The sequence below is a fragment of the Streptomyces sp. NPDC127108 genome (assembly GCF_042677545.1).
In the GTDB taxonomy this organism is placed as follows: domain Bacteria; phylum Actinomycetota; class Actinomycetes; order Streptomycetales; family Streptomycetaceae; genus Streptomyces.
Genome location: NZ_JBHXTE010000028.1, coordinates 94735 through 118737, shown reverse-complemented (window position 1 = coordinate 118737; position 24003 = coordinate 94735). Strand labels below are relative to the sequence as shown.

The 24003-nt window shown below is 74.5% G+C and carries 14 protein-coding genes; 10 read left to right on the top strand and 4 right to left on the bottom strand.

What is annotated here, in order from left to right; genetic code table 11:
* The first annotated feature begins 177 nt into the window (after nucleotides 1-177).
* The 4 genes from ACFVHO_RS24225 (at nucleotide 178) to ACFVHO_RS24210 (ending at nucleotide 5595) form a co-directional block, all read left to right on the top strand.
* Complete coding sequence (locus ACFVHO_RS24225) at nucleotides 178-939, top strand: BTAD domain-containing putative transcriptional regulator (RefSeq protein ID WP_385718214.1); 762 nt, start codon at nucleotides 178-180, stop codon at nucleotides 937-939.
* A gap of 140 nt (nucleotides 940-1079) precedes the next feature.
* Nucleotides 1080-3959, top strand: a complete 2880-nt coding sequence (locus ACFVHO_RS24220; protein ID WP_385718212.1) for a polyketide synthase — start codon at nucleotides 1080-1082, stop codon at nucleotides 3957-3959.
* Nucleotides 3956-5173 (top strand): L-prolyl-[peptidyl-carrier protein] dehydrogenase, encoded by a 1218-nt coding sequence (redW, locus tag ACFVHO_RS24215; RefSeq protein WP_385718209.1) that lies wholly within the window; start codon nucleotides 3956-3958, stop codon nucleotides 5171-5173. Before ACFVHO_RS24220 ends, redW begins: the two co-directional genes overlap by 4 nt.
* Before the next feature lie 44 nt (nucleotides 5174-5217).
* Complete coding sequence (locus ACFVHO_RS24210) at nucleotides 5218-5595, top strand: RedY protein (RefSeq protein WP_385718206.1); 378 nt, start codon at nucleotides 5218-5220, stop codon at nucleotides 5593-5595.
* Between the two features lie 49 nt (nucleotides 5596-5644).
* Here ACFVHO_RS24210 and ACFVHO_RS24205 read toward each other — a convergent pair whose 3' ends face one another.
* From ACFVHO_RS24205 to ACFVHO_RS24190, 4 genes are all read right to left on the bottom strand, one after another.
* Complete coding sequence (locus ACFVHO_RS24205) at nucleotides 5645-6319, bottom strand: response regulator transcription factor (RefSeq protein WP_385718204.1); 675 nt, start codon at nucleotides 6317-6319, stop codon at nucleotides 5645-5647.
* A gap of 425 nt (nucleotides 6320-6744) precedes the next feature.
* Complete coding sequence (locus ACFVHO_RS24200; RefSeq protein WP_385718201.1) at nucleotides 6745-8049, bottom strand: RedV protein; 1305 nt, start codon at nucleotides 8047-8049, stop codon at nucleotides 6745-6747.
* An 86-nt stretch (nucleotides 8050-8135) separates the two neighbouring features.
* Nucleotides 8136-9026 carry a DUF6206 family protein gene (locus tag ACFVHO_RS24195; protein WP_385718198.1) on the bottom strand — a complete coding sequence of 297 codons (891 nt, stop codon included), beginning with the start codon at nucleotides 9024-9026 and terminating at the stop codon, nucleotides 8136-8138.
* Nucleotides 9027-9129: 103 nt separating this feature from the next.
* The gene (locus ACFVHO_RS24190; RefSeq protein ID WP_385718195.1) at nucleotides 9130-10374 is read right to left on the bottom strand and encodes a beta-ketoacyl-[acyl-carrier-protein] synthase family protein; all 1245 of its coding nucleotides are present in this window, start codon (nucleotides 10372-10374) and stop codon (nucleotides 9130-9132) included.
* 375 nt (nucleotides 10375-10749) lie between these two features.
* Here ACFVHO_RS24190 and ACFVHO_RS24185 point away from each other — a divergent pair, with 375 nt between their 5' ends.
* The 6 genes from ACFVHO_RS24185 to ACFVHO_RS24160 are packed head-to-tail and all read left to right on the top strand — an operon-like array spanning nucleotide 10750 to nucleotide 23993.
* Nucleotides 10750-11781: a beta-ketoacyl-ACP synthase III gene (locus tag ACFVHO_RS24185; RefSeq protein WP_385718192.1), complete on the top strand. Its 1032-nt coding sequence runs from the start codon at nucleotides 10750-10752 to the stop codon at nucleotides 11779-11781.
* A gap of 10 nt (nucleotides 11782-11791) precedes the next feature.
* A complete protein-coding gene (locus ACFVHO_RS24180) occupies nucleotides 11792-12073 on the top strand; it encodes an acyl carrier protein (RefSeq protein ID WP_385718189.1) in 282 nt (93 codons plus the stop codon).
* Between the two features lie 7 nt (nucleotides 12074-12080).
* Entirely contained in the window at nucleotides 12081-12341 is a 261-nt protein-coding gene (locus ACFVHO_RS24175; RefSeq protein WP_385718186.1) for an acyl carrier protein, read from the top strand.
* Nucleotides 12338-14158 (top strand): aminotransferase class I/II-fold pyridoxal phosphate-dependent enzyme, encoded by a 1821-nt coding sequence (locus ACFVHO_RS24170; RefSeq protein WP_385718183.1) that lies wholly within the window; start codon nucleotides 12338-12340, stop codon nucleotides 14156-14158. The genes ACFVHO_RS24175 and ACFVHO_RS24170 overlap by 4 nt, the downstream gene beginning before the upstream one ends.
* Before the next feature lie 5 nt (nucleotides 14159-14163).
* Nucleotides 14164-15843, top strand: coding sequence for an amino acid adenylation domain-containing protein (locus ACFVHO_RS24165; protein WP_385718180.1), 1680 nt, complete (start codon nucleotides 14164-14166; stop codon nucleotides 15841-15843).
* Between the two features lie 11 nt (nucleotides 15844-15854).
* Nucleotides 15855-23993, top strand: coding sequence for an aminotransferase class I/II-fold pyridoxal phosphate-dependent enzyme (locus tag ACFVHO_RS24160; protein ID WP_385718177.1), 8139 nt, complete (start codon nucleotides 15855-15857; stop codon nucleotides 23991-23993).
* Nucleotides 23994-24003 lie beyond the last annotated feature (10 nt).

Here is a 24003-nt window from a genome sequence, read left to right as displayed (position 1 = left end):
CACCCGGACACCACCCCTGCAAAACTCGTTCCGAGTCGAAAGAACAGGGCCAAGAGGGGGCCAAAGGGGGAACTCGCACTCTCTTCTCTCCGAGCGACCAGTGCTGCCCTTTGCTGTCCAGTGATGCCGTCTGCTGCCACCGGGGGGAACGCCTTGCACATCCATATCCTGGGGCCCGTGTCCGTGGCCGCGGACGGGAAGCTCCACGGAATTCAGGCCAACAAGGTACGGGCCATGCTGGCCACGCTCGCCCTCGACGCGGGCCGGGCCGTGGCGCACGGGGACCTCGCCGACGAGCTGTGGGCGGGCCAGCCGCTCGGCAACGCCCGCAACGCGCTCCAGGCGCACGCCACCCGGCTGCGCAAGGTGCTCGACACCCACGTTCCGTACCGCCGCGGCGCGACCGTCCTGCGCGCCGTGCGCGGCGGCTATCTGCTCGACGTGCCGCCCGGCCGCGTCGACGGCGACCGTTTCCTCGACCTGGCCACGCGTGGCGCGGCGGCGCTGCCCCTGGCCCCCGAGCGCGCCATCGAGCTGCTCCAGTCGGCGCTCGAACTGTGGCGGGGGCCCGCGCTCCTCGACGCGGGCGACGGGCTGCGCTGCCGGGGCGCGGCCGCGCTCTTCGACGAGCGGCGCCTGACGGTCCGGGAGGACCTGGTCAGGGCCCGGCTCGCGGTCGGCGACGCCGCCCGCGCGGTGGCCGAGTTGCGCCGCCTGGTGGCGCAGCACCCGCTGCGCGAGCGCTTCTGCGAGCTCCTGATGCTCGGCCTGTACCGCACCGGTCGGCAGGCGGAGGCCCTGGAGCTGTTCCATGTGACGCGGCGGCGCCTCGACGAGGAGCTCGGGGTGCGGCCGGGACTCGTGCTCCAGCGTCGGCACACAGAAATCCTGTCGCAGGATCCGGCGCTTTCCCTTTCCACCGCCACAGCGGCCACGTGAATCCTCGCGCATTCCTTGACACCGGTTTCGCACCAGCCGCCCCACTCGTCGAAGTACGTCGGCGAGCGGCCTTTCTTCGTGCTCAACGAGAACTCATTCCCGGGTAAGGCATCCGGTTCGCCGACCGCAGGAGCCGCCGCGTGACGATCTCCGATCCAGCACCTTCCGGGACCGCCCCCGCTCGGCCGGGTGAGCCCGTCGCCATCGTGGGCGTCGCGGCGCTCGACCCCGGCACGCTCGACGACGTCGTGGTGGACGTCGCCCGGTTCGGCATCCCGCCCCTGCAGGCCAGGTCCATGAACCGGATGCAGTTGCTGATGCTGGAGGTCGCCCGCCGATGCCTGGCCGACTCGGGCCACCCGGCGCGGCCGCTGCCCGCCGAGCGCACCGACGTCGTCGCCGGGCTCTGCTTCGCCCTCGACCGCCAGCACGCGAACGCCCTGCGGGTCGAACTCCCCCGGTACGCCCGCGAGGTGGAGCGCGCGGCCGTCGCCGCGGGCTCCGACCCGGACAGCGCCGCGCGCGCCGGGGACGAGGTGCGCGGGCTGCTCGCACGGCGGCTCGGCGGGTCGCCGCACGACCGGGTCGGCGAGATGGCGAGCACGATCCCGGCGCGGATCGCGGCGGCCTTCAAGCTCCACGGCCGCACCCTCGCCGTGGAGTCCGCGGAGGCCACGTCGTTCGTGGCCCTCGCCCACGCGCTGGAGCAGCTGCGTGCCGAAGGGGCGGACGCGGTGCTCGTCCTGACGGGGCAGCGCGACGAGAGTCCGTACGTGGCTCGGGCGTTGGGGGCGAAGGGACAGTCCGGGGCGGGGCAGACAGGGGGGTCGTCCGGTACGGGAGCACGGCCGCTCACCGAAGGTGTCGGCGCCGTCCTCCTCAAGCGGCTCTCGGACGCCGTCCGCGACCAGGACCGCGTCTACGCCACGATCCTCGACTGCACCCTGCGCCACGACCCGCGGCCCGGCTGCTTCCGCCCCTCCCGCTCCGCCGACCTGCGGCAGCGCGCGGCCACCGCGTCGCTGCGGGCGGCCGGGGTCGACCCGGACACGGTGCAGTACGTCGAGTACGTGGACTCGGCCGTCGCCACGGGAACCCGGGCCACGACCGCCCTGGGCGGGCGTCATGCCACCGGCGTCCCCGCCGAACCCGAACGCGGACCCGAAGCCGGACGCGAACCCGGACGCGGACCTGAACCCGGACGCGGACCTGAACCCGCCACCAAAGCGCCCCACCGCACGCCGACCCCCGTGACCCTCGGCACCGGCGACGGCCGCGCCTTCGCGCACGCGGGCCTCGCCTCCCTCCTGAAGGTCGCTCTGGCCCTGCACCGGGGCCGCTATCCAGATCAACCAGCCTTCTTTGACGGGGAGTTGGACGGCGCGCCGACCCGGGCGCCGGAGCCGGGTGCGCCATGGCAGGCGGGCGTTCGAGCCGACGCGCCGCGCCGCGCCGTGGTCCAAGGAGCCTCCCTCACCGGCACGTTCAGCCACCTCGTACTGGAGGAGCACCCCGGCCCGCAGGCGGACGGCACCCGGGTCGGGGACCACCCGGGCCCCCGGGGACGTGCCCGCCGCACCTCGGCCGCCGCCGCGCACGCCGTGCCGGTCGCGGTGGTCGGGCTCGGCGGGCGGTTCGCCGGGGCATCGGACGCCGCCGGGTTCTGGCGTGTCGTGTCCTCGGGCCGGACCCGGATCGGGCCCGTGCCGGACACCGTGCTCGACCGGGAGCTGTACCACTCCCCCGGCGCCCTCAGCCTCACCCACTCGTACACCGACCAGGGCGGTCACGTACCGGTGCCCGACGAGCCGCCGGAGGACCTCGGGGTGCTGCCGCCCCGGTACGCGGCGCTCGACGGCGCGCAGCGGCTCGCGCTCGCCGTCGCGGCGGAGCTGTTCGCGCCGCGCCGGGCGCTCACCGGGCGCGGCGTGGTCGCGGTCGGCGGCACGCTGGGGCTGACGCGGGAGCGGCGGGCCCACGCCGGGCTCGTCCTGGACGGACTCGACGACACGATCGTGGGGCTCCCCGCGCTCGCCGGGCTCTCCGCGCTGGGGCGCAAGCGGCTCCTGGAACGGCTTCGGGAGCGGACTGGCCGGACCGACCGGGTCGACCGGGCCGACCGGGACCTCGGTGGACTGCCGCCCGCGCTCCTCGACGGCTGTCTCGCCAGCGGCGTCGCCGCGCTGCTCGCGAACGAGTACGGGCTCGACGCGGTGCCGCTCGCGGTGGAGGCGGCCTGCGCGTCGTCGCTCGCCGCGCTCGACATCGCCGTCGGCGCGCTGCGCTCCGGCACGGCGGACTACGCGGTCGCGGGCGGCGTCGAACTGGCCTGCAACGTACGGGACATGGTGCTGTGCTCGGCGCTCGGCCTGCTGTCGCACAGCAGGAACGCGCCGTTCGACGCGGGCGCCGACGGGTTCACGCCGGGTGACGGCTGCGGGCTCTTCGTACTGAAGCGGTACGACGACGCGCGGCGCGACGGCGACACCGTGCACGGCGTGATCCGTGCCGTCGGCGCGTCCAACGACGCCAAGTCGCTCATCGCGCCGGACGTCGCGGGCCAGGTGCGCGCCATGCAACGGGCCTTCGCACAGGTCGACTTCGAGCCCTGCACGGTCGACTACCTGGAGGCGCACGGCACCGGCACCAAGGTCGGCGACCGTGTGGAGATCGCCGCGGCGGCGCGCCTGTACGCGGGCGGGCCGCGGGCCGAACCCCTGCGCATCGGCTCGGCGAAGTCGTTCTTCGGGCACACCTTCGCGGCGGCGGGCAGCGCCGGTCTGCTGCGCACGCTGCTCGCCCTGCGGGCCGGGACGCTGCCGCCCAACGCCCTGCTGCGCACCCTCAATCCGGCGCTCGGACTCGCCGCGATCCCCGCCGAGATCCGCACCGAGGCACAGCCGTGGACGCAGCCGCCGGGCAGGCCCCGGCGGGCGGCCGTCAGCTCCTTCGGCACCGGCGGCATCAACTACCACGTGCTCGTAGAGGAGCACCGCGAGGAAGGGTCCGGACCGCGATGAGCTTCGTCTTCGACGCCGACACGGCCGCCGACACCAGCAGTGACACCGACACCGCCGACCGTGCCGAGGCCGCGGAGATGTGCCGCGTGGTCGAGGCCTTCGCACGGCGCGAACTCGGCGACGTACCGGACCCGTTCGACCCCGCCGAGTTCCGGCGGCGCTGGCGGCTCGCGGGCGGGCAGGGCCTCGTCGGCAGCGTGGTGCCGACGGCGTACGGCGGCAGCGGCCTCGACGCGGTCACGGCCGCAGCCGTCCTGGAAGCGCTCGGCTACGCCTCGCCCGACACCGGGTTCGCGTTCTCCGTCGCGGCGCATCTGTTCGCCGCGGTGATGCCGATCGTGGAGTTCGGCACGGAACGGCAGAAGCAGCGGTGGCTGCCCGCGCTGTGCTCGGGCGAGCGCGTCGCGGCGCACGCCATCACGGAGCCGGAGGCCGGTTCGGACACCCTCGCGCTGCGGACGCGGGCGGTGCCCGACGGCGACCACTACGTCCTCGACGGCGCCAAGGCGTTCACGACGAACGCGCCCGTCGCGGACGTGTTCGTGGTGCAGGCGGCGACCACCTCCGGCGGCGGCTTCTTCGGCCTGACGGCGTTCGTCGTCGAGGCGGACACGCCGGGGCTCACGGTGGGGCCCGCGTACGACAAGGTGGGGCTGCGCGGCTCGCCGACGGCCGATGTGCGCCTGGACGGGTGCGTGGTGCCCGCGAGCCATGTCCTCGGCGCCGAGGGGGCGGGCGCCAGTGTGTTCGCGGGGTCGATGAAGTGGGAGCGTACCTGCCTGTTCGCGGCGTACCTCGGCGCGATGCGGCGCGTCCTGGACTCCACCGTCGCCCACGTCAGGGAACGCGAACAGTTCGGGGTGCCCATCGGCGGCTTCCAGGCGGTGAGCCATCGCGTCGTCGACATGACGCTGGCCCTGGAGTCGGCGCGGCTGCTGCTGCACAAGGCGGCGCGGGGTCTCGCGCGGGGCAGCGAGGACGAGGTCGCGCCCGCGCTCGCGAAGCTCGCCGTCAGCGAGGCGGCCGTACGGATCGGCCTCGACGCGGTCCAGCTGCGGGGCGCGCTCGGCGTCCTCGCGGGTGGCGACGCCGAGACGCTGCTGCGGGACGCGCTGCCGGCCCGCATCTTCTCCGGGACCAACGAGATCCAGAAGAACAACATCGCCCGCGCCCTCGGCCTCGGCGGCAACCGCCGCGCGGGCGGCAGGCGCTGACCGCATGGACCACACGCCCCTTGACTGACGGGATGTCATTCGCCATGTCGCTCACCCCATCCGGCACCGCGCGGGACGGCGGCGCCGCCTCGCCCGTCGTCACCACCGTCGTCGTGCACCGCATCCGGCTGCTTGAAGGCGTGGACCCGGAGCGCTTCGAGTCCTGGGTCCGGGACGTCGACTACGCGGCCTGTCCACGGCTGCCGGCGGTGGTGGGGTTCGCCGTGCAGCGCGTCACGGACGCCGAGGCCGCGGCGCCCGGCGAGTACTTCGAGATCATCGAAGTGACCGACCGAACGGAATTCGAACGAGATATGCGGTCCGAGACATTCCGTGGGCTGGTCGCGGAATTCGAGAAGATGGCCACGGTGGTGGCCGAGTTGACCGGTGAGCGGGTGGGTACCGGATACCGGTCCCGTTAATTGTGCGATACGGAATGGAGGGGTCTCTTCATTCCCGTTCGAGAGCCTTTCATCCCTCTTGGCCGCGGAATTCCGCGGTTCGCCCGATTGTCGCCATCAAACCTGTTTCATAGGCGATGGCGACGGCCTGGGCGCGTGTGCTCACACCCATCTTCCGGAGCACATGGTGGACATGGGACCGAACGGTCGCGAGGGACACCGAGAGTTTCTCGGCTACTTCCGCGTTGGACTTCCCCTGGGCGAGCAGGACGATCACTTCGGACTCGCGCGGGGTGAGGTCGGCGGCCCTGCGCCCCGTCCCACAGGGACGCCCCTGCCGGGGCAGGCCCTGCAGGCTGCGCCGGGCCGCGGCCGGCATCACCATGGAGGCGCCCGCGCTCACCGTGCGCAGCACGTGTATCAGGTCGTCCGCGGACGATTCCGGGGCGAGGACCGCTCTGACGCCGACGCACAGGGCCTCGACGGAGCGGTGCGCGGACTCGGCCTTGGCGATCAGGACTATCTTCGTCAGGGCGGCGAGCTCCGCCAGCTCACGGCTGTCGTCCAGGCCGAGCGCCGGCGCCACCACGATCATGACGTGGGGTGTCAACTCGGCTACGGCAGCGGCGGATTCACGTCCGGTGGTGAATCCGAGGACCTCGAAGTCGGGCTGCTGATCGAGCAGCGCGCGCATCGCAGCGGACATGATCGACTCGTCGCAGCACACCAGGACGCGGATCTTCATGGAGCGCCGCCTCACCGTGTCCCGGCCGCACGCGGGCCGTGCCCGCGCCGGTCGCGCCGGACCATTCCTCCTGTCCTTCTCGTCCCGCCCGTCACGGCATCACGTCCGCACGGGCCGGCCTCACCGGCCCGAGGGTGACTTCCGGCAGGTGCCCCTTGCAGCAGTTCCCCATCTCGCCGCCCCCCTGTGAATGACACGACCATGTGCCTTCGGGTACCCCTCGTCGCTGCTGCCCGTAAACGCATTCGGCTGCTGTTCGAATCTGCGCTTTCTCCGTCCGTACGCCCGTCTCGCGGCGTATCCGGGCAGACTCGCAGGTGCGGAATATGCCGTCCGCACTGCAACATTATGTGGGCGCAACTGCTGTCTGGGCGACGCTTGTTGGAAGAAGTATGAGAATGGCTCGAAACGGCGCGGCGGAAAAGTCAGATCCTCCGCAGGTTTGCGTCGGCAGGGCGCCGTGGGGAGCACGGGAACTCGGTGACGGGCCAGCCCAGGCGGCTCACGAAGAAGGCGCGGCCCGGAATCCGGAGGGCCGACTGGAAGGCCGCCCGCAGGTCTTCGTGCTGGAGTACGACACTCACGGGATGCAGGGCGAGCCCGGCGGCGGTCGCGCACAACCAGTAATCGGCCAGTCGCGCTCCGCCCTTGACGGCATCCGCGAGCGTCGGCTCGGTCCGGTCGAAACTCATGGCGACCACGACGGGCGTCGGGCGCACCATCCGGGCGAGTCCGTGGGCGAGGCGGCGGCCGACGAAGCGGTCGTAGCGGACGGGGCCGAGCAGCCGCATCGTCGCGGGCGCGAGGGCGGCGCGCAGCGCCTGCCTGCTCGGCCACGACAACGGCCCGAACAACTGGTCCAGGGCGAACCCGTCACCGCTCGCGTCGGCCCGGGCCCGGTCGGCCCGCAGGAACGCGTGCGTCTCGCGCCAGGCCTCGCGGTGGCTGAAGTCGCGGCCGCCGTGCTCGGCCACGAAGTCGGCGAACACCGCGCGGTCGGCGCCGGACGTCAGATGCCGCACGGTGACGGCCGCGTCGCGTGCCGCCGCGCACCCCGAGGGGGCGAGCAGGCCGTCCAGGAGGGCGGGCCGGACGGGCTGGGGCAGATAGGGGGCGCGGTTGGTGCGGCGGGCGCGGGCGGCGGCGCGCAGGGCACGCAGCTCCGCGCCGCCGTTCGTGGGCTGGGCTTCCGCCCCACCCCGGCCACGCAGCCGCGCCACGCACAGCGCCGCCCACGACCGGGGCCACGTGGTCCCGGGCAGTTCGGCGCCGCGCGCCGCCCCCGCGTCCAACGGGCCATCGGCGAAGCGCAGGGCGTCCACCGTCCAGCCCTGCGCCTCCAGGGCCCGGAGCAGGAGCTGCCAGTACAGACCGCAGCTCAGCAGCATCTCGACGGCGTGGGCGGGCAGCGACCGCAGTTCGCGGCTCCGGTCGAGGCCGAGGACGAGGTACTGGTACGTGCCGTCGCCGCGCCCGCCCCCGGGGCCGTCGGCCTCCCCGTCCACCACCCGCGCGGCGGCCACACGCGACACCTCGCTCCTGGCCCACGCCACCGCCCACGGCTGACAGTTGTGGGACGAGGGGCTGAGCACGGCGATGCGGGCTGCCTCCCGCAGGGCTGCGGCGAAACCGGTGGAGTGGGCGGAGTCGGCGGGGTCGGTGAGATCAGCGGGGTCGGCGGAAGCGGGCGCGGCGGGCGCGCCCGGGGCACGGGCCCGGTCTGTGGTCATCGTCGTGTTCTCCTCAGCTCCACACGAGGGCAAGTGAGCAGTCGTCGATGCGGGGTGCGGCGGCGCGTACGAGAAGGGCCATCGGGTCAGCGGTCCACGGGCGGCGGCAGCAGGAAGGGGTAGGGCCTGCGCCGGATCTTGCGGTGCCAGAGGCGGTCGGCGGCGCGCAGGCGCTGGATCAGCTCCCACATGCGCGCGTCGTCGCGGTAGTAGGAGGCGACCTGGGCGGCCGTGATCGGCTCGGCGAGGCGGGCGTTGGCCTGCTCGAGGAACACGGGGACGAGCGCGTCGAGGTGTTCCTTGTGGAGGTTGCCGAGGAAGTCCAGGAGGACGCCGCGCGTCGCGTAGAACTTGTCGAAGATCGACTTGGCCACGGAGACGCGGACGACGTCGCGCAGGATCCACGGCAGCGAGGTGAAGAACAGCCGCACGTCCAGGAGTTCACGGCCGCGGCCGTCACGCATCAGCGGTGTGGTGACGTCCAGATACGTCAACTCACCGTCCATGTCGACCCAGTTGGACGCCTGCGCGTCCAGGCCTAGCGTCGGGTGCACGGCGGCGTCGACGCGGTCGAGGAAACGGGCGAAGAAGTTCTTCGCCCATGCCTCGTCCTCGGTGTGCAGGAGCCGGGAGCAGAGCCGCTCCGGCGGGAGTTCGCGCTGCACGCAGTACGCCGTGATCCGCCCGGAGGGCCCGGCGGTGTGCCAGACCTCGGTGGGCGCGACGGTAAGACCCCGCTCGGCGAGTCGGCGCAGATACGCGTCGAGCGACCGGCGGTAGCCCTCGAAGCGGTCCCGGTCGCGGAAGGCGGGCAGCCGTTTGCAGGCGAAGGAGCCGTCTTCGGTGCGGAGCCGGAGCACGAGGGTGATCTCGCCGTGGCCCAGCACGTCGAGGGCGCCGTCGTCGGCTCGGCGCAGCGCGTCCTGGACCTGTTCCTCCAGGTGGACAAGGGCGGTGTGCGGGACCGTGAGGGTCATGGGTGTCTCGCTCTCGGCAGCAGCGGGGCGTTACGGGGGCGACCGTGGCGCGGTCGTCGGGCTCGGCGGCGTCGGCCCCGGGCGCGGCGCCGTGGGCCCCGGCTCACGGCGCCGTCACCACCAGGACGGCGTTCTGGCCGCCGAAGCCGAAGGAGTTGCTGACCGCGACGTCGAGCTTCCGGGTGCGCGCGGTCCCGGAGACGATGTCCAGGTCGATGTCGGGGTCCTGGTCGTGGAGGTTGGCGGTCGGCGGCACCGTGCCGTGCTGGACGGCGAGGACGGTCAGCGCGGCCTCGATCGCGCCGGCCGCGCCCAGGGTGTGGCCGAGCACCCCCTTGGTGGAGGTGACGGCGGCGCCCGTGCCGAGGAACTTGCGCAGCACCGACGCCTCGGCCGCGTCGTTCAGGGGCGTCGAGGTGCCGTGCGCGTTGACGTGGTCGACCTCGTCCGGCACGACGCCCGCCCGCGCGAGCGCCGTGCGCAGCGCGTGCAGCACACCGGTGCCCCGCGGGTCGGGCGCGGTCATGTGGTGCGCGTCGGCCGACGCGCCGTACCCGGCGACGAGGGCCCGGACGGTGGCACCGCGCGCCCGGGCGTCCGCCGCGCGCTCCAGGACGAGCATGCCGCTGCCCTCGCCGATGACGAACCCGTCCCGGTCCCGGTCGAACGGCCGGGAGGCGGCGGCGGGTTCGTCGAGCCGCCGGGACAGCGCGCCCATCTGTGCGAAGCCGGTGACCATCAGGGGTGTCACCCCGGCCTCGCCGCCGCCCGCGACCACCACGTCGCAACTGCCGTCGCGCAGCAGCTGCAGCGCCGTGCCGACGGCGGTCGCGCCGGACGCGCAGGCCGTCGCGGTCACCAGGTTCGGTCCGGTCGCGCGCAGGTCCATGGCGAGGTGCCCGGCGACCATGTTCGGTACGAGCATGGGGATCAGGAGCGCCGACACCGCCTGCGGCCCCTGGTCGAGGAGGCGGCGGTGCTGGGCCTCCCAGGTCGCCACGCCGCCGAGGCCGCAGCCGACGACGACGCCGACGCGGGCCCCGTCCCACGTCCCCGGGTCGAGGCCGCTGTCCGCGACGGCCTCGCGCGCGGCGGCGACGGACAGCTGACTGAACCGGTCCTGCGTCAACGCGCTGCGGCGGCCGACGTGCTGGCGGGCGCTGAAGCCCGGCACCGTGCAGGAGATGTCCACGGGCAGCCCGGCGAGCCCCGGGTCGGTGGCCGCGGCGGACCGCCCCCGGCACACCCCGGCCCAGGTGTCGGCCACCCCGATGCCCGCGGCGGTGACGAGTCCGAGGCCGGTGACGGCGATGTCGTCCGGGCCGCGGGCGGATGCGGGGCGCGTCATGAGGCGGGCACCCGTACCGACCCCGCCCCACCCGCCACGGGCCCCGTCTTCCGCGCCGGGACCTCCGCCACCGCCACCGCCCCGATCGTGTCCCCGGGCCTCGCCGACCTGCCGTACGTCGCGCTCATCGAATGCGCCCCACCTCTCCGCTCGCCTGGGGTCGAGTCTGGGGTCCGCGCCTGACCGCCCGCCGCGCCGGACGCTGACCGATCGCTGACCGGGCGGGCCGCCGGACCGCCCCGATCCGCGCCGGCCGGAGGTGATCAGCGGGCGGTCAGCGAGCCGTCAGCACGCGCGGCCGCTGCCCGTCAGCACGCCCGGCGAGACTCGATGACCGCACCCACGTCCTGCCGTCCGGGAGACCGAGGAGCACGCGTGACCGCACCCCCACCGAGCCGACCGTCGCCGACCCGTGCCGCGGTGCTCACCGGGGTCGGCGGCTGTCTGCCGCCGACCGCCGTGAGCAACGACGAACTGGCAGTACGCCTCGACAGCTCCGACGCGTGGATCCGCTCCCGCACCGGGATCCGTCAGCGGTACTTCGCCGCGCCGGGCACCGCCACCTCCGATCTCGCGGTCGGCGCGGGCGCCAAGGCCCTGAAGTCGTCCGGCACGCCCGTCGTCGACGCCGTGCTGCTCGCCACCACCACGCCGGACCGGCCGTGCCCGGCGACCGCGCCCGCCGTCGCGGCGCGCCTCGGCCTGACCGGGACGGCCGCCTTCGACGTCTCGGCGGTGTGCACGGGCTTCGTGTACGCCCTGGCCACGGCGGCGGGGCTGATCGCCGCCGACGCCGCCGACCGGGTCCTGGTGATCGGCGCGGAGACGTTCTCCACGCTGCTCGACCCGGACGACCGCTCCACCTCGGTGATCTTCGGTGACGGCGCGGGCGCGGTGGTGCTGCGCGCGGGCGAACCCGCGGAGCCGGGCGCGCTCGGCCCGTTCGACCTGGGCAGCGACGGCGGCCGCGAGGACCTGATCACGGTGCCCGCGGGCGGCTCGCGCCAGCGTCTGTCGGGCCGCTCCCCGAAGGCCGCCGAGCGCTTTTTCACGATGGACGGCAAGGAGGTCTTCCGGCACGCCGTGCAGCGCATGTCCGCGTCCGCGCGGGCCGTGCTCGACCGCGCCGGCTGGACCCCCGCGGACGTCGACCACCTGGTCGGCCACCAGGCCAACCTGCGCATCACCAACCACGTGGCCGACGAGGTGGGCATCCCGCGGCCGCGCTGCTTCAGCAACATCGCCGACGTCGGCAACACCGCCGCCGCGTCCGTCCCCCTCGCCCTGGACCAGGCCCACGCCGACGGCGTCCTGCGGGCGGGCGACCGGGTGCTGCTCACCGCGTTCGGCGGCGGCCTCACCTGGGGGTCGACCGTGCTGACCTGGCCGAGTCTTGACCACACCTGAGGAGAACCGCATGAGCGAGACGTACGACAGGCTGGTCGATCTCCTTGTCGACCGGTTCGAGGTGGACCGCGCGGAGATCGGCCCCGACACCAAGTTCGAAGACCTCGACATGGACTCGCTGTTCCTCGTCGAGCTGCTCCTCGTCATCCAGTCCGAGTTCCGGGTCGCCGTCGGCGAGGACGCGGCCACCCCGGGCGACACGGTCGCGGCGGTGGCCGCGCTGATCCAGGAGGGGCTCTCCGTGACGAGCCCGAGCGCCCCCGCGGCGTCGGCCACCGGAGAGCGGGCGTAGGGCGGCCATGACCACCGAGCAGTCGATCATCAACTACATCGCCGACGTCTGGCTCGACGGCGACGCCGAGGGCCTCGACGCCCAACTGCCCATAGCCGAGCTGAACATCATCGACTCGGCCGGGATCTTCGACCTCGTGCACTACCTGCAGAGCGACTTCCGCATCACCGTGCCGCTGCGGGAGATCTCCCCGGCGAACTTCCGATCCGTCGACACGATCGCCGCACTCGTCGAGCGACTGCGGGCCCAGGGGGAGAGCGTGCGATGAACGAAGCCACCACAGCGGACACCGAAGCCACCGCGAAAGGCCACGAGGGCGCCGCCGTACGGCGCGAGATCGTGGACATCGTCGCCTCCCGGACGCTGTACGACGAGTCGTACCTGCTGCCCGAGAGCCACTTCGAGGCCGACCTCGGCATCGACTCCGTGATCCACGAGTCGATCCTCGCCCTGGTGAAGGAGCGCTTCGCGCTCGGCGCGCCGCTGCCCGACGGCCTGTACACGATCCGCGAACTGACCGCCGCCGTCGAGGAGGCCCTCGCCTCCTCCTCCGCCGAGGACCCCGTCCTGGAGGCCGTCCTCCGCGCCGCCTCGCACCACACCCAGTACCGGCGCGACCAACTGCCCCTGGACGCCGACTTCGAGGGCGAGCTGGGCATCGACTCGGTGGTCCTGGTGTCGATCGTCGCCGACTGCGCCCGCGCCCTAGGCCTGCCCGACAACCTCGCGGGCACCCTGACCGCGCCGACCCTGCGCGACCTGATCGCCGAGCTGCGGGCGTACCGCGACAGCGGTGGCACCGCGGCTCCGGGCCGCGCCGCCTCCTGGGACAGCCGTTCCATGAAGGACTTCGTGGAGGGCCGTGACGGCGACCTCTTCGCCAAGACCCGCAGCTTCCGCGGCCATCTGCGCGGCCGTGAGGCCGAGCACCTGTACTGGTACGGGATGCCGCTGCACTCCCGCTGCGGCAGCCGGGCGCTCATCCTCGACGAACTCACGGGCCAGAAGCGTGAGTTCCTGATGTTCGCCTCCAACAACTACCTGGGTGTCGCCAACCACCCGAAGGTGATCGAGGCGGTCTGCGAGGCCACCCGCGCCTTCGGCGCCACGCACACCGGGTCGCGCTTCATCGGCGGCACGAACATGCTGCACAAGGAGCTGGAGCGGCGCCTGGCCGCGTTCAAAGGCCGTCCGGCGTGCATCGTCTATCCGGGTGGGTACGCCGCCAACCTCGGGACCATCTCCGCGCTGGTCAAGAGCTACGACACGCTGATCGTCGACAAGCTCAACCACATGAGCATCGTGGACGGCGCCCGCCTCTCCGGCGCGGTCCGCAAGATCTACCAGCACAACGACATGGCGGACCTGGAGCGCGTCCTCAAGCGCTGCGACGACCACACGGCGGGCAAACTCATCGTCGCGGACGGCGTGTTCAGCATGCACGGCGACATCTGCGACCTGCCCGAGATCGTCCGGCTCGGCAAGGAGTACGGCGCCCGCGTCATGATCGACGACGCGCACGCGACGGGGGTCCTCGGCGCGCGCGGCTCGGGCACCGCCGAGCACTTCGGCCTCAAGGGCGAGGTCGACCTGGAGCTCGGCACGATGAGCAAGTCCCTCGCGGGCATGGGCGGTTTCGTCGTCGGCGACGAGGACGTCGTCGAGTACCTGCGCTTCTACGCCAACTCCTACGTCTTCGCCGCTGGCATCCCCGCCGGGGTCGCCGCCGGCCTCATCGCCTCCCTCGACCTGATCGAGACGGAGCCGGAGCGGATCACCCGGCTCTGGTCCAACATCCGCTTCCTGCACCAACGGCTCACCGACGCGGGCTTCGACCTGGAGCACACCGAGAGCGCCATCCTGCCGCTCGTCATCGGCGACGAACGGCGCGCCCTGGAGATGGGCCGGGCCGTGCGGGCCCGCGGCCTGTTCTGCCAGACGGTGGTGTTCCCAGGCGTGCCGCTCGGCGACGCGCGGCTGCGGATCAGCGTCACCTGCGAGCACACCCGCGAGGACCTGGAGACCGCCGCGGGCATCTTCGTCGACGCCGCCCGCGAGACCGGCGTCCTGCCGTCGGCCGGGTGAGCGCGATGACCAAGCCGCCCACGGACCTTTCGGACGTCGCGCTCATCCGCAAGCCGTGGCCGCCGAGCGCCGAACAGTCCACACGGCCCGCCCTCGTCGGGCCCGACGCCCGCACGTACGGCGAGTTGGCCGCGCATGTCGCCGCCCTGGCCTCCGGGCTGCTCGGCGTCGGCGCCGAGGTCGGCGACCGGGTCGCGATCTGGACGGACAAGCAGCCGCGCTACGCCGAGGCGATCCTCGGCGCCCTGCACGCGGGCTGCGCGTACGTTCCGCTGGACGGCGGGCAGCCCGTGGCCCGCGTGGAGACGATCCTCAGGGACGCCGAGCCGGTCGCGCTCGTCACGGACGGCCGCCGTCTGGAAGCGCTGAGGGAGCGTCAACTGCCTGAATCGGTGCGGGTGATCGTGCTCGTGGACGAGAGTGGGGCAGAGGGCGGGGACGGGGGCACGGGCGACCGGTCCCCCGTCAGCCGGTCCACCGTCAGCCGGTCCACCGTCGGCTGGTCCGCCTTCACCGCGGGTGCCGCGGGCCACGTCGTCCTCCTTCCGCCCCTGGACCGCGACGACCTCGCCGCGATCCTGTACACCTCCGGGTCGACCGGCATCCCCAAGGGCGTGCGGATCAGCTACCGGAACCTGGCGTGCTTCATCCGGTGGGCGCGCGAGGAGCTGGACGTCGGGCCGGGCGACGTGTTCGCGGGCCACGCCTCGTTCAACTTCGACCTGTCGACGTTCGACCTGTTCACCGCCCTGTCGGCGGGCGCGGGACTGTGGATCGTGCCGGACGCGCAGGCCCGTGACGTGGCCGCGCTCGCCGCCGGGATCCGTGACCACGGCGTCAGCGTCTGGTACTCGGTGCCGTCGGTTCTGCGGCTCCTGACCGCGTCGGGCGCGCTCACTCCCGACACCGCGCGGGGACTGCGGTACGTCCTGTTCGCGGGCGAGGTGTTCCCCATCCCCCACCTGCGCGCGCTGGCACGGCAGTTGGCGCCGGACACCGGGCTCTACAACCTGTACGGGCCGACGGAGACCAACGTCTGCACCTACCACCGGGTGCGCCCCGAGGACCTGGCGCGGCACGAACCCGTCCCCATCGGCACCCCCCTGCCCGGCGCCAAGGTGTCCGTCGTCGACGACAGCGGCCGCGCCCTCACCGGCCCCGACGCGTTCGGTGAGCTCGTCGTCGAGGGCGACTGCGTCACCCCCGGCTACTGGCGCCGGGAGGCCGAGCCCGCCGCGGCCGGACACCGCGGGGGCCGGCACGCCACCGGCGACCTGGTGAGCCACGACGTGCGGTACGGCAGCGCCGCCCTGGTGTACCGGGGCCGCAAGGACCGCATGGTGAAACTCGCGGGCCACCGCGTGGAACTCGGCGAGATCGAGGCGGCCGTCCTCCGCCACCCCGGCATCGCGCACGCCGCCGTCGTCGCCGACACCGGCGGCCCCGACACCGTGATCGCCCTCTACTTCACCCTCAACGGCGAGACGCCGCGGCCCGGCCTCATCGAGCTGAAGCGGCACTGCGCGCGCTACCTGCCGCGCTACATGCTGCCGCGCACGGCCACCTGCCTCGACGAGCTGCCGCACAACGCCAACGGCAAGACCGACTACCGGCGCCTCGGCGGCCCGGCGCCCACACCCCGGCCCGCGCCCGGCCCCGCCCCGCGTGCCGTGCCCGGCAAGTGACGGAGACGTACATGACCCAAGGCCCGACCGAGACCCACGGACGCGGCGAGCAGCCGCGGACCCTCGTCGCCCTGCTGCGCGGGCACGCCGCGCACCGGCCGGACGCGCTCGCCTACCGCTTCCTCGGCAACGCCGACACCCCGGCGCCGGGCAGCTCCGACGCCCCCGGGACCGGCGAGCGCTCCTGGACGTTCGCCGAGCTCGACCTGCGGGCCCGGCACGTCGCCGCCCTGCTCCAGCGCGAGGGCGCGGCGGGCGACCCGGTACTGCTTCTGCACCCGCCCGGCCTCGACTACATCGCCGGTTTCCTCGGCTGCCTGTACGCGGGGGCCGTGGCCGTCCCCGCCTATCCCCCGGACACCCGCCGGTTCGGCCAGACCATGCCCCGGCTCGCCGCCATCGCCCGGGACTCGCGGGCCACGCACGCGCTGACCACGGGCGGCCTCTCGCGGTTCGCGGGCGACCGGAAGGACGAGCTCGCCGCGCTCGGGCTCGGCGGGCTGCGGTGGCTGGTGACGGGTGCCGGGTCCGGGTCCGGGTCCGGCGCCGGGGGCGGCACGGACGCGGGGGCGGGCGGCGGAGACGGGGACGGCGACGGGGACACCGCGGGGGCGGGCGACTGGCGGGCGCCGGACCTCACCGGCGACTCCCTCGCCTTCCTCCAGTACACCTCCGGCTCGACGTCCGCGCCCAAGGGCGTCATGGTCAGCCACGGCAATCTGCTGCACAACCTCGCCGCCATCCACCGCAGGCTGGCGCACGACGCGGACTCGCAGATGGTGTCGTGGCTGCCGCCGTACCACGACATGGGCCTGATCGGCGGCATCCTGTCGCCGCTGTACGGCGGGTTCCCCGCGCATCTGATGGCGCCGATGTCGTTCGTGCGCCGCCCCCTGCTGTGGCTCCAGGCCCTGTCCGACACGCGGGCCTCGACCAGCGTCGCCCCCAACTTCGGCTTCGAGGCGTGCGTCCGCAGGATCACCGACGAGGAACGCGACCGGCTCGACCTGCGGCACTGGCGGCTCGCCCTGAACGGCGCGGAGCCGGTGCGCGCCGACACCCTGGACCGGTTCGTGGAGCGGTTCGCCCCGAGCGGGTTCCGGCGGAGCGCGCTGCTGCCCTGCTACGGCCTGGCGGAGGCCACTCTGATGGTGACGGGCGTGCGCGCCCACGAGCCGCCCGCCATCGGGGAGTTCGACGCGGCGGCGCTCGGCGCGGGGCTCGCCACCGAGGCCACCGGGGCCGGGAAGGCCGCCGGGAGCCGGGTCACGCGGGTCGTCGCCTGCGGCCCCGCCGTCGACGGCGTGGACGTGGCGGTCGTGGACGCGCGGACACGGCGACGGGTCCCCGGCGAGGGCACGATCGGCGAGGTGTGGCTCACGGGCCCCAGCGTGGCGCGCGGCTACTGGCGCCGCCCCGAGGCCACCGAGGACACCTTCCGCGCCCGCCTGGAGGACGAGCCCGACACGCCGTATCTGCGCACCGGCGACCTGGGCTTCCTGCGCGAGGGCCAGCTGCACGTCGTCGGCCGCACCAAGGACGTCGTCATCGTGCAGGGCCGCAACCACTACCCCCACGACATCGAACTCACCGTGGAGCGGGCCGATCCGGCCGTCCGCCCGGGCTGCGGCGCCGCCTTCGCCGTCGAGGTGGACGGCGCGGAGCAGCTCGTGGTGGCGTACGAGATCGACGGCCGCCGGGCCGCCGACGCGCCCGGCCTGCTCGCCGGGCTGCGCTCGGCGATAGCCGACGAGCACCAGGTGACACCGCACGCCGTCGTCCTGCTCAAGCGGTCCACGGTGCACCGGACCACCAGCGGGAAGATCCAACGCCAGGCCTGCCGCGCGGACTTCCTCGGCCTCGGCCTGAAGGTCGTGGCGGCCAGCGTCACCCGCGACACGCCGGTCCCGGCCGCGCCGGAGGGGCACGGGCGGGTCCAGTCGGTGGGCGAGGCGGTCGAGGAGGTCCTGCGCGCGCACGTCGCCGACTTCCCCGCCGTCTCCGGCGCCGCCACCCGCACGTTCGCGGACCTCGGCCTCGACCATCCCCGGCTGCTGCTCGTCGTACGGGACCTGGAGCGGCGCCTCGGCGTGCCGGTCCCGGTCGGGGAGCTGCTCGTGCGGCCCCGGGTCGACACGCTGACCGGGCTCCTGTCCGAGCGTGCGCCCACCGGCGGGACCTGGGACCCGGACTCCGTCGAGGCGTGGCTGACCGCCCGGGTCGCCGAGCGCCTGGGGCTCGCCGCGACGGCCGTCGACCCGTCCCGGCCGCTCGCGTCGCTCGGCCTCGACTCCAAGCAGGCCGTGGCGGTCCTCGCGGAGCTCAGTGCCCGTACCGGCCGTGAGATCCCCGCGTCCGTGGTCTTCGACCACCCGACGATCCGCGCGATCGCCGCCCATCTCGGCGCGGCGGGCACGGCGGCGGCCGGGACGCGTGCCGAGGCGCCCGCGGCCCTGGCGCACGCGGCCGTGGCGGCGCCCGGTCCCGGCGACGCGCCCGAGCCGGTCGCCGTCGTCGGGATCGGCTGCCGCTTCCCCGGCGCGCCCGACCTGGACAGCTACTGGCGGCTCCTGCGCGACGGCCGCGACGCGATCGGCGAGGTGCCGCGCGGCCGGTGGGACGCCGCGCGGGTGGCTGCTCCCGGCTTCGGCGGGTTCCTCGACGGCGTCGAGGAGTTCGACGCCCGCTTCTTCGGCCTTTCGGCGCGGGAGGCGGTCCGCATGGACCCGCAGCAGCGGCTGCTCCTGGAGACGGCCTGGGGCACGCTGGAGGACGCGGGCCACGACCCGACGTCGTACGCGGGGACCGCCACCGGCGTGTTCGTCGGCATCAGCAGCCACGACTACGCCGAGCTCCAGATGGGCCGCCTCGACACGGTCGACGTGCACGGCGCGACCGGCAACGCGCACTCCATCGCCGCCAACCGGCTCTCCTACGCCTTCGACCTGCGCGGCCCGAGCCTCGCCGTGGACACGGCGTGCTCCTCGTCCCTGACGGCCGTCCATCTGGCGTGCGACAGCCTGCGCAGGGGCGAGTGCGGGGCGGCGCTCGCGGGCGGGGTGAACCTGATGCTCACGCCCGGCCTCTCGGTGGCGTTCGCGGACGGCGGGATGCTGGCGGCGGACGGGCGCTGCCGTACGTTCGACAACGCCGCGGGCGGCTATGTGCGCGGCGAGGGCGCGGGCCTGGTCCTGCTGAAGCCCCTGTCGGCCGCCCTCGCCGACGGCGACCGCGTGCACGCGGTGATCAGGGGCTCGGCCACCGGGCACGGCGGGCGCGCCAACGGCCTGACCGCACCGAAGGGCTCCGCACAGCGCGCCGTCATCGAACAGGCCCTGGCCCACGCCGAGTTGAGCGGCAAGGAGATCGACTACGTCGAGGCGCACGGCACCGGGACCCCGCTCGGCGACCCGGTCGAGTGGGAGGGCCTCGCGGCCGCGTACGGCATGGGCCGTCCGGACGGCGCCCGCTGCCTGGTCGGCTCCGTCAAGACCAACATCGGGCACCTGGAGGCGGCCGCGGGCGTCGCGGGCCTCATCAAGGCGGCGCTCGTCGTGCGCGAGCGCGAGGTGCCGCCGACGCTGCACCTGACCACACCCAACCGGCAACTCGACTGGAACGGCTCGGGGTTGGACGTGCCGACGCGCCTGACGCCGCTCACCGGCGCGGGCCCGGCTCGGGCCGCCGTCAGCTCCTTCGGCTTCGGCGGGGCGAACGCGCACGTCGTCCTGGAGTCCCCGCCCGCCCCCGGCCCCGCGCCCGCGCCGCCCGCGCGGCCGGTGCACGCCCTGTGCCTGTCGGGCCACACGCCGACCGCCCTCGCCACCCTGGCCTCGCGCTGGCGCACCCATCTGGCCGCCCGCCCCGAGGCCCCCCTCGCCGACCTCTGCCGGGCCGCCCACACCGGCCGGGCCGTCCTCACGCACCGCGCGGTCGTCGTCGGCGGCTCCGCGGCGGCGCTCGACGCCGGACTCGACGCGCTGGCACGGGGCGAGGCCTCGACGGCCGTGGTGCGCGGCGCCGCCGGGCACGGGCCCGAGCCGCGCACGGCGTTCCTGTTCAGCGGCCAGGGCACGCAGTACCCGGGCATGGGCAGGGGCCTGTACGACACGCACGAGCCGTTCGCCCGCGCCATCGACCGCGCGGACGGCGTGCTGCGGCCCCACCTCGGCGCTCCCCTGACCGAGGTCCTGTTCGCGCCCGACGGCGCCGACCGGCTGCGCGCCACGCGGTACTGCCAACCCGCCCTCGTCGCCCTGGAGATCGCGCTCGCCGAGCTGTGGCAGTCCCTCGGCGTGCGGCCCACCGCCGTCCTCGGGCACAGCGTGGGCGCGTACGCCGCCGCGTGCGTGTCCGGCGCGCTGACCTTCGAGGACGCCCTCACGCTCGCCGCGACCCGCGGGCGGCTCATGGAGGAGCAGCCGGGCGACGGCGCGATGATCTCCTGCGTCGGGGACGCCGGGACGGTGCGCGAAGCGGCGTCGCGGTACGGGACGTTGGCGGTGGCCGCCGTCAACGCGCCCACCCACCTGGTGCTCTCCGGGGACCGGACGGAGGTCGAGCGGGCTCGCGCGGACCTCGCGGAGCGTTCGGTCGTCGTCAAGCCTCTCGCGGTCTCGGGTGCCTTCCACTCGCCGCTGATGGCGGGCGCCGCCGAGCCGCTGCGCGCCGCCGCCCGCTCCGTGCGCTTCGCCGAGCCCGCGATCACCTGGGTGTCGGACGCGACCGGTGAGCCCGTCGGCCGGATCGACGCCGACGCCCTCGTGGACCATCTGCTCGGCACCGTGCGCTTCGCCGACGGCCTCGCCGCCCTGCGGCGCCTCGGCTGCACCGCGTACGTCGAGATGGGCCCGCACCCGACCCTGCTCGGCCTGGGCCGCGCGACGGCTCCGGCCGACGCCGGGCCCGACGCGCGGCCCGCGCTGTGGCTGCCGTCGCTGCGGCGGGGCCGGGGCGGGGCCGTGCCCGGCGCGGCGGGCGACTGGGAGACGCTGCTCACGTCCCTCGGGCGGCTGCACTGCGCGGGCGGCACGGTGGACTGGGCGGCGCTCGACGCGGGGCGGCGGGCGCCGCGGGTGCCGCTGCCGCACGCGGTGTGGGAGCGGGAGCCGTACTGGTTCACACCGGACGCGGGGGCATCCGGGGCGGGGCGCGCTGCCGCCGCGACGGACGCGCCCGGGGAGGGGCACGCGTCCGTCCGCGGCACTCGGGAGCCCGTGCACACCGCGCGGGAATCCGCGTCCGGAGCGCAGGGACCCGTCCATGTGCCGCAAGCGACCGCGTCCGCACCGCAGGAGCCCGTCCACACGACGCAAGCAACCGCGTCCGCACCGCGAGAGCCCCTCCACACGACGCAAGCAACCACGTCCGTGCCAGGAGCGCCCCTCCACTCGGGCCAAGAGCCCGCTTCCGGGCCGCGCCGCCCTCTGGACGTACCACCAGCGGCACCCCTCGCACCTCCGCCGGCGGCACCCCTAGCACCTCCGCCTGCGGACGCCGCCCGCACCGGACGGCACGAAGTCCTCGCGCAGGTGTCCCGCGTCTGCGGCTACGCCGTCGCGCAGATCCCGCGCGACGCCCGGCTCGGCGCCGACCTCGGCTTCGACTCGCTGATGCGCGCCGAGTTGGAGCGGGCCCTGGCTCGGCGGTTCCCCGGGCATCTGAACGGCAACCGCGAGCGGCTGCCCGAGGACCCCACGGTGGAGCAGCTCGCCGACCTCCTGGCGGGCGCCGTCCCCATGGCCGACGCGGTAGCCGGGTCCGCCGAGGCGCCCCCGGCCACCGCGCCCGGCGACGGAACCGCACCCGCCGTGCGGCAGGAGCGCGTCTTCGAGGAGTGGCCCGAGTACGCCGAACTGCGGGGGCGGCTGCGGCAGGCCACGGCAGACGGCGACAACCCGTACGGGCGCACGCACGAGGGGTTCAACAGCGGCCGGTCCTGCGTGGACGGCCGCCCCGTCCTCAACTTCGCCGCCTTCAACTACCTCGGTCTCTCCCACCACCCCCGGGTGCGCGCGGCGGCGCGCGCCGCCGTCGACCGGTACGGCACGTCCTGCTCGGCGACGCCGCTGCTCTTCGGCGAGACACCGCTGCACCATCAACTGGACGCGGAGATCGCCGCGTTCCTCGGCACCGAGGCCGCGATCGTGTTCGCGGGCGGGCACGCCACGAACGTCGCGACCATCGGGCACCTCTTCGGCCCCGAGGACCTGATCCTGCACGACGAGTGGATCCACGACAGCGCGGTGCGCGGCAGCGTCCTGTCCGGCGCCCGGCGCAGGCCCTTCCCGCACAACGACTGGCGCGCCCTCGACCGCCTTCTCACCGCGGGCCGGGCCGGGGCCCGCCGCGCCCTCGTCCTCGTCGAGGGCGCCTACAGCCAGGACGGCGACCTGCCCGACCTGCCCCGGTTCATCGACGTGAAGCGGCGGCACGGCGCGATGCTGATGGTCGACGAGGCCCACTCGCTCGGGGTGCTCGGCCGCACCGGGCGCGGCATCGGTGAGTACTTCGGCGTCGATCGCGCCGACGTCGACCTGTGGATGGGCACGCTCAGCAAGGCCGTCGGCAGCCTCGGCGGCTATGTGGCCGCGCGCCGCCCGCTCGTCGAGTACCTGAAGTTCACCGCTCCGCTGCACATCTTCAGCACCGGCATCTCGCCCGCCAACGCGGCTGCGGCCCTGGAGGCGCTGCGGGTCGTGCGGGACGAGCCGGAACGCGTGGCGCGGCTGCGGCACCTCGCCGAGCACTTCCGCGACGCGGCCCGCGCCCGCGGGTACGACATCGGCGTGTCGCGGGCGTCCGCGGTGATCCCGGTCGTCATCGGCGGCTGGGAGGAGACCATGGCGCTCTCCAACGCGCTGCTCCGCCTCGGCGTGAACGTGATGCCGATCGGCCACCCCGCCGTCCCGCGCGACGAGTGCCGTCTGCGCTTCTTCGTCAACGCCGACCACACCGAGCACGAACTCGACCGCGCACTGGACCTGTTGGGGCAAGCCATGGCGACACGCAGGCAGACGAACGGCACCTCCCGGACGACGGGGCGCACCGGGACGGCGGCACGCCGGGAGGCGCACGCGGTCCGAGCGACCGCGCCGGACACCGCCCCGGCCCCCACCCCCGCGCCAGCAGCGACCACCCCCGCCCCCGACGTCCTCGTGGCGGGCGCGGGCGGCTTCATCGGCGGCCACCTCACCCGCCGCCTCGCCGAACGCGGCCACCGCGTGCGGGTCCTGGTCCGCGAGGGCAGCGACCGCTCGGCGTTCGCGGGGCTCGACGTCGACGTGGCCGTCGGGGACCTCGGCGATCCGGACAGCCTGCGCCGGGCGGCGGCCGGGGTGCGGCACGTGTACAACTGCGCGGGCCTGTCCGCCGACTGGGGTCCGTGGGCGGACTTCCAGCGGGTCAACGTCGACGGCAGCCGCAACCTCGTCGACGCGGCCCGGCACGCGGGCACCGTCGAGCGGTTCCTGCACGTCAGCACCACCGACGTCTACGGCTACCCGGTGCGCCCCTGCGACGAGGACACCCCGCCGCGCGACATCGGCCTGCCGTACAACCGCAGCAAGCTCCTCGGTGAGCAGGCCGTGCGCGAGACGGCGGCGCGCGCCGGTCTGCCGCTGACCGTGGTGCGACCCGTCAGCGTGTACGGGCCGCGCAGCAAGGACTTCGTCATCGAGATCGCGACGCTGCTCCTGAGCCGCCAGATGGTGTACATCCGGGGCGGCGACGTACCGGCCGGACTCCTGTACGTGACCAACGCGGCCGACGCGATGATCGCCGCCTGCGCGTCGGACGCCGCCGCGGGCCGGACGTACAACCTGCGCGACCCCGACCGCACGACCTGGCGCGCGTACGTCGAGGCGCTGGCCCGCGGCCTCGGCGTGAAGTCGCCCTCGCTCAGCCTGCCCGCGCCCCTGGCGCGCGGCGTCGCGACGCTGTCGGAGGGCCTGTACGGGGCGCTGCGGATCACGTCACGGCCGGTCCTGACCCGGCACGCGGTGCACCTCTTCGACCGCGACCAGTCGTACGCCATCGACCGTGCCCGCGACGAGCTGGGCTTCAAGGGCGACGTGGGCTTCGAGGAGGGGGTGCGGCTGACGCTCGCCTGGCTCGACTCGCCCGAGGGCCGCGCCCGCGTCCCCCGCTGAGGCCCGCCCC